The 12,612-nt window shown below is 64.4% G+C and carries 3 protein-coding genes; 2 read left to right on the forward strand and 1 reads right to left on the reverse strand.

What is annotated here, in order from left to right; all coding sequences use genetic code 11:
* Nucleotides 1–377 precede the first annotated feature (377 nt).
* Nucleotides 378–10,790 (forward strand): SDR family NAD(P)-dependent oxidoreductase, encoded by a 10,413-nt coding sequence (locus OXH60_01995; GenBank protein MDE0710887.1) that lies wholly within the window; start codon nucleotides 378–380, stop codon nucleotides 10,788–10,790.
* A gap of 143 nt (nucleotides 10,791–10,933) precedes the next feature.
* Here OXH60_01995 and OXH60_02000 read toward each other — a convergent pair whose 3' ends face one another.
* Nucleotides 10,934–11,164, reverse strand: coding sequence for an acyl carrier protein (locus OXH60_02000; GenBank protein ID MDE0710888.1), 231 nt, complete (start codon nucleotides 11,162–11,164; stop codon nucleotides 10,934–10,936).
* Between the two features lie 248 nt (nucleotides 11,165–11,412).
* On the opposite strand from OXH60_02000, the gene OXH60_02005 reads away from it, so the two are divergent.
* Nucleotides 11,413–12,603 carry an aromatic ring-hydroxylating dioxygenase subunit alpha gene (locus tag OXH60_02005; protein MDE0710889.1) on the forward strand — a complete coding sequence of 397 codons (1,191 nt, stop codon included), beginning with the start codon at nucleotides 11,413–11,415 and terminating at the stop codon, nucleotides 12,601–12,603.
* Nucleotides 12,604–12,612: the final 9 nt, after the last annotated feature.

The raw sequence follows: 12,612 nt of genomic DNA on the forward strand, positions 1-12,612 counted from the left end.
GCGGGATGCGCGTGGATGATCGCTCTTGGGAGAACGCTTTAAGTCGTGGGCGGTCCCGAGATTCTGGTCTGTCGCCAGTGCGATCGCCGACGTATCAACAGCCCGGCGTGTGAGTCCCTGGCGCAGGTAACGCTGCCGTCACTCATTCTGTCGGAAACGTCCGGCCGGGCGAGCTAAATGCCTGCCGCGGGCGTGCGCACAGCAATTCAATAACGCGATATGTCGCCGCTGTTAACGCCGTCAAACGAGTTGAAAGGGCTAACGTTTGCCCTCGTCCAAGACTATATTCAATGCCTTGACCTAGTTGCGCTACCAACGTTGGCGCTGCTCCGTAGATAGGGCTTGCAGTGGTGAAATCGGCACAGGGAACACCAGCCATGACCCGAGACGCTCGTCAACGTCGTCCAGCAGCGTCTCCGATCGAGCGCCATTCGTCAGAACACGGGTTCCCCGAAAATAGCGAGCTGATCGCAATCGTCGGCATGGCATGCCGGTTTCCCGGAGCGGACGACCTTTCCGCCTTCTGGCGCCTGTTGGACGATGGCGTGAATGCCGTGACCGAAGGAATTCCTGGCTCTGGAGTCGGACGCATTGGCGAACTGTTCCCCGACCCCGATGTGGAGCCCAGGGCATGCCGCTTTGGCGCCTATCTCGAGAACCTAGATCAGTTCGACGCCGCGTTCTTCCGTATCTCGCCCGTTGAGGCGCAAATGTTGGACCCGCAGCAACGGTTGATGCTGGAAACCTGCTGGCGGGCGCTGGAAGACGCCGGCATGGACCCGGATGGCCTCAAGGGCAGCCGTACCGGCGTCTACGCGGGAATCAGCAACAACGAGTACCGCGGCCTGATCATGGAATCGAGCGAGACGGCCGAGGCCGCCGCGAGCTTGTACGCGGTCACGGGAACGTCTTTCAATACCGCCATTGGAAGGGTTGCCTACGCGCTCGGCCTAGAAGGCCCCGCGCTTGCGCTCGATACCGCATGTTCGTCGTCATTGGTGGCGATCCACCAGGCTGCAGCCGGACTGCAGCGCGGCGAAGCGGATCTGGCGATGGCCGGAGGCGTGCATACGATCCTGTCCGGACGCCTGCTCGAATTGCGCGCCAAGGCCGGAATGTTGTCGCCGGACGGGCGCTGCGCCACGTTCGATGCGGCGGCGAACGGCTATGTGCGCGGCGAAGGCTGCGGGATCGTGGTGCTCAAGCGGCTCGCCGAGGCAGAAGCCGACGGTGATCGGATCTGGGGCGTGATCCGTGGCTCAGCCCTGAACCAGGACGGGGCAAGCCCTGGACTGACGGTTCCAAGTGAACCGGCCCAAGAGAAGGTTATTGCGGCGGCGCTAGAGCGGGCAGGGATTGCTGCCACGGAAGTTGACTATGTCGAAGCGCATGGCACGGGGACTGAAGTCGGCGATCCGGTTGAGGTGCAGGCGACGGGAACGGCATACGGTTACGGGCGCGAGGCGGACCAGCCGCTACTGATCGGATCGGTAAAGACCAACATAGGTCATTTGGAGGCCGCTGCCGGCGTGGCCGGAGTGATCAAGGTCGTCCTGGCAATGAACCGGGGAGTCATCCCCAGACACCTCCATTTCCGCACTCCGAACCCGGTCATGGACTGGGATCGGCTGCCGCTGGAGGTCACCGCGACGCCGACAGACTGGCCAGTGGTTTCTGGGCGTCCGCCGCGGGCAGGCGTCAGCGGCTTCGGCTGGTCCGGCACGAACGCCCACGTCATCTTGGAGGGTTACGGGAGGCCCGATGGTGCGGCTGCAGCGGGGCCGGAACACTGGGCCGCCGGCCCAGCAAAGGCGGTGTCTGCCACGTTCGCGACGGAGGGAGCGCAGGCGACCTCGGCGGAGGCGTCACTCGTGGGGCGCGCTGTCCGATTGCTGCCGCTTTCCGGCAAGACTGACGCGGCGCTCGGTGCGGCGATAGAACGGCATCTCGCTTGGCTTGACCAGCGGGCGGATGCGCTCGCAGCGGAAGGCCAATGCGCGGACGTGTTGGCCGACATGGCTTGGACAGCCAGCATCGGGCGCAGCCATTTCAGCCGTCGTGCGGGCGTGGTGTTCGGTGACGCCGAATCGTTGCGTGAGGGTTTGCTGGAGCTCTCCGTTGTGGACGAAGGCAGCGTTTCCCCGCCAGCGAGCAAGGTGGCGTTCGCCTTCACCGGCCAGGCCAGTCAATGGGTCGGCATGGGGGCTGCGCTCTACGACAGCGAGCCGGTGATGCGCGCAGTTCTGGATCGCTGCGACACCCTGCTCCGAAACGAGCGAAACGGCGGGTCGCTACTGGACGTGATGTTCGGCCGCCCGGGGACCACAGGCGATCTTGACGATCCGCAGTGGAAACAGCCGGCGATCTACGCGCTGGAGTGCGCGCTGACCGAGCTGTGGTCGAGCGTTGGGATTCGGCCCGACGTCGTATTCGGCCACAGTCTCGGGGAGATTGCGGCGGCGCGGTGTGCGGGCGTGTTCAGTCTGGAAGATGGGCTGCGCTTTGCGGCCGCGCGGGGTGCCCTCATCGGGGCGCTGCCCGGCGAAGGTGCGATGGCGGCCGTCTTCGCTCCACCCTCTGGGGTCGCAGCGGCGCTGGACGAACACAATGCCGGCTCGTCCGGGGTCGGCCTTTGCATCGCTGCTGACAACGGCGCACATCAGGTCGTTAGCGGTCCCCGGGACGAAATCGAGGAGCTCCTCGAGCGACTGGACGCGCAGGGCGTCCGGGTTGCGCGGTTGAGGAAGAGTCCCGCCTATCACAGCGCCATGGTGGAACCGGCGCTGGACGGTTTGGCAGCGGTGCTCTCTGCCATCACTTTCTCGCGACCGTCGCTGACCTTCGTCAGCAACCTGACGGGCGACGTGGTTGAAGTGGCCGACGCACTCGAGTCCGATTACTGGCTGCGCCAAGCCCGCAGCCCCGTGGCCTTCCGCAGCTGCGTTGAGGCCCTGGCTGCCGTCGGGGTCGATGCAGTCGTGGAGATTGGCCCACACGCCGTGCTCGGCCCCATGACGACCCTCGCCTGGCCGGAGTCGGCGGGAAACGCCACGCCGACGGTTTTGGCGAGCCTCCGGCGACCGTCGAAGGACGAGGCGCCGCCTGCGCCGGGTTCCGGCGGCGGCTTCGTGGAGGCGGTTGCCGAGGGCTACAAGGCAGGTCTCCCGATCGACTTCACGGGACTTTTCGCGGGAGAGGCACGCCGCCGGATTTCGTTGCCCGGCTATCCGTTCCAGCGAGAACGTCACTGGGTTGAGACGTCGAGGCGGCGTCGGCACGGTTCAGGGCATCCGCTTCTGGGCGAGCGCCATGATTCTGCCAGCGGCGAAACCGCGTTCGATACCGGGGTCTTGCCCTCGGACCCGGCTTGGCTGAACGACCATCAGGTATTCGGCCATCTGGTGGTTCCGGGCGCGCTCTACGGGGCCATGGCAGCGTCTGCGTCCCTTTTGGAGGGAAGCGCGTCAGCCGTAGTTGAGGACTTCCAGATCCAGACGGCACTGGTTTTTCGGAGCGAAGGCGCCGACGAGGCCTCCGACCATCCGGGCCGACGGCTTCAAGTCCTGCTCGGTGACTCCGAAGACGACGCATCGCGCAGGGTTCGGCTGCTCAGCCGGGGCGACGGGGAGGAGATCTGGACGCTGCACGCGGAAGGACGGATCTCCACATCCGTCGCCACCCCGCCAGAAACGGTTCCACCGCTCGATCTCGACCGCATGAAGGCAGGCTTCGCCCCTGTGGAACTGCCGGCCTACTACCGCGCCAAGGCGGCCGTCGGCATCGACCTCGGCCCCGCGTTCCGCACCCTGGAGGCATTGTGGTCGGGACCCGGCGAGGCACTGGGGGAGATCGCGCTCCCTGCCGGTCTCGAGGAGAGCCGGTTCGAGGTGCACCCGCTCTTGCTCGACGGCTGTTTCCAGGTCATGGGGGCGGCCCGCGATTGGGAAGGGGATGAAGGCGGCATCACGTACCTTCCCTTCGCGTGGGAGCGGCTGTGGCTGCCGGACCGGCTACCCGATCAGCTGATTTGCCACGTGCGGATGCGGGCGGGCCCCGCTGAAGGAACGGCGGGATCGGAAGACGCTGAACTGCGGGAAGTCCAGGCCGCAGATCTGCAACTCTACGACCGAAGCGGTCATCCGGTCGGTCAACTGTCCGGCTTTACCGTGAAGCGGGCTACCCGGGCCGCACTGCTTTCGGCGATCGAAGGTATCGACGACCTCCTTTATGAGGTGGTCTGGCGTGACAGCGCCCTGCCGCCCGGCATGCCTCCAGCCGATTTCCTCACTCAACCCTCGACGGTTGCAGGGGAAACCGATCTGTTCGCCGAATATCTCGCGAACGAAGGTGTCGGCGCCGAAGATCGGGCCAACTTGCTGGCCGATCTTGAGCAGTTGGCCCACGTGTACGCCGTCGCGACCCTCGATGGGCTGGGATGGGAACGCACCGCAGGGGCGGAGATTGATTCCGCGGCGTTGCGGAAGCACCTCGGGGTGGGCTCGGAACACGAGCGGCTATTCCGCCGGCTGCTGGAGATGCTGACGCGCGGCGGGATCCTGGCGGAGGCCGGCGACGGTTTTCGCGTTGCGATCGCGTCCGGGGAACCGCTGCCGGCAGGACTGGCGGACGATCCCGACACCATTGCGGCCCGTATGGCAGAGAAATATGCGCACGGATCAAACGAGATCGGGCTGTTTCGTCGCAGCGCCGCCGCTTTGCCCGAAGTCCTTCGGGGGAATGCGGACCCGCTAACACTCCTGTTCAGCAGTGGCGAGCCGACCGCTGCGGACCTGTACCTGAAGGCGCCGGTGGCGCGCGCGGCGAACCGCATGCTGGCCGAGGCGATCGCGGCTCTCCTGCGGTCCCTGCCGCCCGGTCGGCGGTTGCGAATCCTCGAGGTCGGGGCTGGAACGGGTTCCGCGACGGCCGCCGTGCTCTCCGAACTCCCGGAAGGGCTCTACGACTACGTCTACACCGACATCTCGGCAGGTTTCTTTGCGGAAGCCGAAGCCCGGTTTGGAGGACCAGAGGCTTCGATCGACTACCGCGTGCTGGATGTCGAGAAGGACCCGATCGAGCAGGGATTCGACCGGCACGGCTATGACCTGCTGATCGCGTCCAACGTACTGCATGCCACGAGGTATCTGAACGAGACCCTCGCACACTGCCGCGCGCTCCTGGCGCCGTCGGGTCAATTGGTGGCGCTGGAGAATCTGCGTTCACAGGGATGGCTGGATCTGACGTTCGGGCAGTTGGACGGCTGGTGGCGGTTCGCCGACAGCTATCGTCCGCACCACGCCCTTGCCAGGCCTGGCGTCTGGCGCCAAGCGCTCGGCGACGCAGGTTTCGAGGACATCGCGATCTTGGGATTCGACGAGGCGGATCCCCATGCGAACCCGGACCGCGGTGTCATCGTGGCGCAGGGACCGAAGGAAGTGACCGAGGCGCCCGGTGTATGGGTGTTGGCTGGCGATCGGAGTGGTGTCGCGGAGGAGCTGGCGCGGGAACTGGCAGGACGCAATCAGGTGGTGGTGCTGGTACGCGCGGATGGCAGAGCCGCGGATGGGTCGGGGTCGGTTCCGGCTGGACTGCTTGAGGTGTCCGTGGAGACGGAACGACGAGCGGCGTGGACGACGCTGTTCCAGGAGCTGCCCGGAGACGCGCCACTGGCGGGCGTCGTACATCTGCTTGGGCTGGACGGACACGGCACGGAAGCGACCACGAGCGAGATGGCGGGAGACATACGCCAGGCGACCGCGACCGCATTGGCGATGGCGCAGGGTATCGCGGACGCGGATGTGGAGCCGGCCAAGGGGGTGTGGTTCATCACGCGCGGAGCCCAAGTGCTGGAGATCGAGCGCGGCGGAACTCTCGCTGGTGCCACGTTGTGGGGCCTTGGCAAGGTGATGGCCCGGGAAGCGTCGCAGCTGCAGCCCAGGATGCTCGATCTGGACACTGTCGGGTCGGTACCTTGCGCCGACCTCGTGAACGAGCTGTTGTATCCCGATTCCGAGAGCCACCTTGCCTATCGTTTCGGCCGGCGCCAGTGCGCGCGGCTGGTCCCGGCCACAGCTGTCGTTGACCGGCTCGCCCTGCCGGACGAACCGGGTTGGGCGCTGGCGCCCGATGCCGGTGGTGCACTCGACGGGATGCGGGTGGAGCCCCTGCCGGACCGTGCCCTTGAGCCCGGTGAGATACGCGCCTCGATCGAGGCATTCGGTCTCAATTTCCGGGACGTGTTCATCGCGATTGGCCTCGTCGAAGACTCCATGGGAGGGGAGTTCTGCGGTCGGGTCTTGGAAGTGGCGGACGGCGTCTCAAGTGTCGCCGTCGGCGACCGCGTCGTCGGATTGACGTTCCGCGCCTTCGGGTCCGAGACGGTGACTCTCGATACGATGGTGGCTCCGGCCCCCGACGGGTTCTCGGTCACCGAACTTGCGACGGTGCCGACGGCGTTCGTGTCGGCTGCACTATCGTTTGAACTCTCAGGTCTGAACGCCGGTGACCGCGTGCTGATTCACGCCGGTGCCGGGGGTGTCGGGCTGGCGGCGATCCAGCTGGCGCAGGCGGCTGGTGCGGAAGTGTTCGCCACTGCCAGCGAGCGCAAGCGAGACTTTCTGCGCTCGCTCGGTGTAGCGCATGTGTTCGACAGCCGCACCACCTCGTTCGGCGAGGACGTGCTGGCGGCCACGGCAGGTGCCGGGGTCGACATGGTCCTGAACAGCCTGACCGGTGAGGGCTTCATCGAGACGTCTCTCTCCTGCTTGGCCCAGGGCGGTCGCTTCGTGGAAATGGCCCGGGTCGACATTCTCAGCGAGGAAGAGATGGCGGCGAAGCGTCCGGACGTTGCCTACGCCATCCTCGCAATCGATGCCTTGAAAGAAGAGGACCCGGAACGGGCCGGACATATTCTGCGACGGGTACTGGGAATGTTGGAAGCCGGGACGTTGACCCCGCTACCGCATGCGAGATGGCCGCTGGCCGAGGCAGGACCGGCGATGGAATGCATGCGTGCGGGCCGACACGTCGGCAAGATCGTCTTCACCAATTCGCCGTTGGCCCGCGGTCGGCTGCGCGCGGACCGGTCGTACCTGGTGACTGGAGGCCTTGGGGGCATTGGTTGCGCGGTGGCAGGCTGGCTGGCCGAGCGCGGTGCCGGTGTGATCGTGCTTAACGGTCGCCGACCGCCCGAATCTGACGTAGCAGAAGCGATCGAGGTATTGCGCCGGCGCGGCTCCACGGTTCATGTGGAACTTGCGGACGTGACGGATGCGGGCGCGATGGATGCCATGTTGGAGCGGATGGATGCGGAACTGCCCCCGCTCGGAGGCGTCATCCACAGCGTCGGCGTACTGTCCGACGCTGCAATCGGCAATCAGAGCTGGGAGACGTTCGAGACAGTGCTCTGGCCAAAGCTGTTGGGAGCCTGGCACCTGCATCGAGCGACGGTCGACCGCGATCTGGACATGTTCGTGCTCTTCTCCAGTGTCGCCGGCGTTCTCGGCAATCCGGGCCAGTCCAACCACGCTGCAGCCAATGCGTTCCTTGATCAGCTAGCCGCCCACCGGCGTGCGTTGGGGCTCCCTGGGCAGGCAATTGCTTGGGGAGCTTGGTCGGAAATCGGCGAAGCTGAGGAGCAGCGTGAGCGCATGACGCAGCGTTCCGCAACCAGCGGGATCGAGTGGATCACGCCGCAGCAAGGCCTTCGGTCGTTCGATCGGCTGGTCCGGGAGGACGCGGCAACCGGGGTAGTGCTGGCGAGGGATTGGGTCGCGTTCGGCGAGTCGCTCGAGGTCCGTCCACCCTTCTTGGAGGAGGTGCTGGCCGACGATGCGGAGGATGGGACCCAGTCGTCGTCGTCCGAGGACCTGCTGTCCAGGCTGCGGGATACGCCCGCGGGGACGCGCGAAGAAGAGCTGGTGTCGTACTTGCAGGGAGAGGTCCAGGCAGTCTTGAGGCTTCCTGCCGCTCCGCAGTCCACAGTGGGTTTCTTCGACCTGGGAATGGACTCCCTGATGGCGGTGGAATTACGCAACCGGCTGAACCGCGCATTGGCCGGAGCGTACACGGTGTCCAACACCGCGGTGTTCGACTACCCAAGTATCGCCGTCCTCGCTACCCACTTGACCGAGGAGCTCGCCGGGTTGGTCGGGGTGTCTACTCCGGTGGTGCAGCCTGGGCCGTCGCAACCGCCAACGACCCCTCACGCTCCCGGCGGCGAGGCAGATGCCGTTGCAATCGTGGGAATGGCATGCCGGTTCCCGGGCGCGAGAAACCTTCGGGCTTTCTGGGACCTGCTCGCAGCCGGCACCGACGCCCTGCAGGACGCACGCCGTGAGGCGCGGCCTTGGTCCGATTTCCTCGACCTTCTGCCTGACCAGTACTCCGCTTATTGCCGTGGTGGGTTTGTCGAGGGCATCGATCAGTTCGATGCGAAGTTCTTTGGAATCTCACCCATCGAGGCCCGACTGATTGACCCGCAGCAACGAATGCTGTTGGAGACTGGTTGGCAGGCATTCGAGGATGCGGGCATCAATCCGGACCGGCTGAGTGGCAGTCGCACCGGGGTGTATGTCGGCGTCGCCACCAGCGAATACCGGGACCTCATGAAGAACAGCGACTATGGCATTGGCTATCTGAGTACCGCCGCAAGCATGGCGGTTGGCCGGCTTTCCTACTACTTCGGCTTGGCCGGGCCGACCATGCCAGTGGAACTGAACTGCGCATCGTCGCTAGTCGCCGTACATCAGGCGGTCGACGGTTTGCGGCTGCGCGAGGCGGATCTTGCCCTTGCCGGTGGCGTGAGTGCCGTGCTGTCGGCGCCGATTACAAGAGAAATGGCGGATCTCGGACTGCTGTCCCGCGAAGGCGCGTGCAAGACCTTCGACGCCTCTGCGGACGGTTTCGTCCGAGGTGAGGGCTGCGGCATGGTCATCCTGAAGCGCCTCGTGGACGCGGAGGCCGATGGCGACCGCATCTGGGCAGTAATTCGCGGAACGGCCGTCAACCAAAATGGGGCGAGCGCGGGACCGACAGTCCCCAACGGCTCAGCGCAGGAACGGGTGATCAGCCAGGCATTGTCGCAGGCTGGTATCCCGCCTTCCGACGTGGACTACCTTGAGGCCCATGGAGCCGGATCCGCCTTCGGTGATCCCATCGAGGTGCAGGCTGCCGCGGCCGTCTACGGTCAGGAACGTCCGGAGGAAAGCCCGCTGCTGATCGGGTCTGTCAAGACCAACATCGGTCACTTGGAATCGGCTGCTGGCATTGCGGGCTTGATGAAAACGGTGTTGGCGATGAGCCGGAGGGTCATCCCACAGCATTTGAACTTCGACAAGCCCAGTCCGCTCATCGAATGGGACCGGCTGCCGGTGCGGGTGGCGAGCACGGTGGCTGCGTGGCCTGCTGCGTCTGGTCGGCCACCGAGGGCTGCGGTCAGCGCGTTCGGGATCTCCGGGGTGAATGCGCATGTCGTCTTGGAAGGGCACGAAGGGGCCGACGGCAGCGTGGATGAAGACGATTGTCTGCCCGAGGGCGCCGCCTGGCGGGTCCCTGCCAGTTTGCCGCAGACGCTTGCCGGGCCTGCCCAAGGCGATGACGGGTTCACGGCGCGTGATGCGCGACTCCTGCCTCTGTCCGCGAAGTCGGGCGGGGCGCTGCAGGCCTTGGCCGGGGAATATCTGGCGTGGCTGGATGAACGTACCGACCTGCTGTCGACGAATGGTGACGCATCGGGCCCACTCCTTTCAGACATGGCGTGGACCGCCGGAGTGGGACGGAGCCACCTTGCCGTACGAGCCGGCGTGGTGTTCCGTGACACCGCCTCTCTGCGAGAGCGCCTGCAGGCCCTAGCCAAAGCCAAAAGCAGTTCGGGCGATTCAGCGGGCGTGAAGCTGGCGTTCGTTTACCCTGACGAAATTGGCCGATGGGCGGAAGTCGGTAAGGCTCTGTACGAGAGCGAGCCCGTGGTGCGGGCCGTCCTCGACCGATGCGAGACGGTGCTGCACGACGAGCGCGGGGCCTCGTTGCTGGATGCAATGTTTGAGCGGGGCGAACCAGCAGAGGCGCTCAACCAATCGGATTTGAGAGGTCCGGCCGTGTATGCGCTGGCCTGCACGCTTACTGCCCTTTGGTCAAGCATTGGCATTCGGCCGAGCGTAGTCGGCGGACAGGGCGCCGGTGAAATCGCAGCCGCCCAGGCCGCTGGCGTATTCGATCTGGAGGACGGGCTTCGGCTCGCGTCGATATGGGAGCCGCGACGCCAACAGCTGCACAACGGCGCGGCTGGCGGGACCGATCCAGGTGAACTCGATGCCACTCTGGACGGGATCAGTTTCGCGCCACCCTCGATCGGACTTCTGAGCGGCGCGACGGGTCAGCCGGTAGAGGCTGGCAAGACACTGGATGCGGCGTACTGGCGTGCGCAAATGCAGGAGTCGTCGCCGTCCGAGCATTGGGCAGACGCGCTCGGGACGCTGGAGGTCCAGATGGTTGTCGAGATCGGCGTGCACGCCGCGCTAGGGTCGAAACGGGGCCGCGAAGGGTCGGAGTCGGTAAACGGCGCCGCAACACCGATGCTGCTTTCGAGTCTGCAGCCATCAGGTTCCGACGAGACGAGTTTGGCGTCGGTGTGCGGCACCGGTTTCCTGGATGCGGCTGCCAAGGCATACGAAGCCGGGCTGCCGGTTTCCTTCGAAGGACTGTTCGCCGGTGAGGAACGCCGTCGCGTCTCGCTACCGGGCTATCCGTTTCAGCGTCGAGCTCACTGGCTCCAGAAGCAGCGGAGTTGAGGTCAATTCGATCGGCAGCGCGCCGGCAGCAACGAAGCTGGCCTCGCGATGCGAGCCCTGACTGCCCCGCATCGGGGGCAGTCGTTGAGCACGTTTGACGTCAGGTGGCGGTCGGCCAGGGGCGGCCGGTCACCAAGAAACGGTCAGGCGGCGCGTGCGTCGATGTGGGTTACCAAATCCCGCAGCGTATCGAACTGCATGCAGTCCTCGGCCACCATCTTTAGGTCGAACTCGTCGTTGACCAGCTTGAAGAATGCCACCGCTTGCATGGAAGTGACCCCGGCATCGCTGAACGCCCTGTCGAAATCTGGCTCATGATCCAGATCAAGGTTCTCGTTGATGAGCTGCCTCAGGCGGCTTTCTGTTGACGACATGTGTTTGGGTTCCTTTCTTGCATTACGTTCAAGCGGAATGCTGGCCTCTAGCTTCGCCCCCGCCTACCTTGGAGGTGGGGTTTAGATAGCTTGAAACTAGATGACACAGGCGAGCGAGAAGCGTCCGCAAACTAGCGCAAGCTCATGCTGCCCGCAAGCACGTTTGCGAGACGTTGCCATGCTATCGTGGTTGCCGACACGACGATTGGAGCCGGCTGCAGACGCCCGACTGCCCGAATGAAATGGCGATGAAGACCAAGCTGCGCGAAAAGCAATGGGTCGAGAAGTACCCTGATGTCGGAACCGAGCCGCTCCCAACCGAGCCCTACCTTTCCCAGAAACGTTTCGCCCTTGAGCGTGATCTGGTCTTTCGCCGCAGCTGGATCAATGTGGGACGCGTCGACGAGATTCCAGGCATCGGCGACTACTTCGTGCGAGATATTGCCATCTGCCAGGCTTCCATCCTGGTCGTCCGGGGCTCGGACGGTATCGTACGCGCCTTCCACAATGTCTGTTCGCATCGCAGCAACACCCTGGTGCTGGACGAACGGGGAACGTGCCCGGGCAGGCTCAATTGCCACTTCCATAACTGGGTGTACAGCGACACAGGAGAGTTGCTCTGGGTCCCGGACGAAGAAAACTTCTTCGATCTTGACAAGCGGGACCATGGCCTGACTCCAGTCAACATGGACATTTGGGAAGGTTTCGTGTTTGTCCATCTGGACCCGGAGCCGGCCCAGACGCTGCAAAGCTATCTTGGAGGTGTCGCCGATCAGCTAGCAGGCTGTCCGTTCGACAAGATGCCGCTCAGCCAAACCTACCGTGTCGAGGAACGCGCCAACTGGAAGATCGGACTCGACGCCCAAAACGAACTCTATCATTTCCCGTTTCAGCATCGTCATGTGGCCGGCGATGCGTTCAGGACCAACGACAAGCATCAAAGCCGCTATCAGGACCTCAGGCTCTACAACTATCACAGTGTCTGGTCATGTGAATACGGCGAGAGCCACAAACTCACGCCGATAGCCTCCACTCTCTACAAGTTCGACGGAATTCTTCGGGCGTTCACCATTCCGCAGATGATCGGTGAGATGGATTTCTTCACCGTGTTCCCGAATTTCGTGATCCTGCTGTACCAGCTAGGCACATCGACGAGTTACCTCACTTATCATTTCTGGCCACTGGCTGTCGATCGCACAATCTGGGAAATCCGCGTCTATTTCAGGGAACCCCTGTCCGTTCGGGAGCGAATCCGGCAGGAGTACTTCAAGTGCATTTCCAGAGATACGCTGCAGGAAGACACGGCCATGCATGAGGCCGTCCATTCTGGCCTCGCCTCGCGCGCCAAGCCCCACATCATCCTGCAGGACAACGAGATCGCCATCCGCCACTTCCATAGGGTGATGGAAGATCGGATCGGCGCTGGTCTGCCAACTTGATCAGCGACA

The organism is Rhodospirillales bacterium (assembly GCA_028824295.1).
Taxonomy (GTDB): domain Bacteria; phylum Pseudomonadota; class Alphaproteobacteria; order TMED109; family TMED109; genus VXPW01.

Bases quoted from the DNA above. Each gene is read 5' to 3' on its own strand.
- OXH60_01995 (MDE0710887.1), top strand. From the start codon at position 378: ATGACCCGAGACGCTCGTCAACGTCGTCCAGCAGCGTCTCCGATCGAG.
- OXH60_02000 (MDE0710888.1), bottom strand. From the start codon at position 11,164: ATGTCGTCAACAGAAAGCCGCCTGAGGCAGCTCATCAACGAGAACCTT.
- OXH60_02005 (MDE0710889.1), top strand. From the start codon at position 11,413: ATGAAGACCAAGCTGCGCGAAAAGCAATGGGTCGAGAAGTACCCTGAT.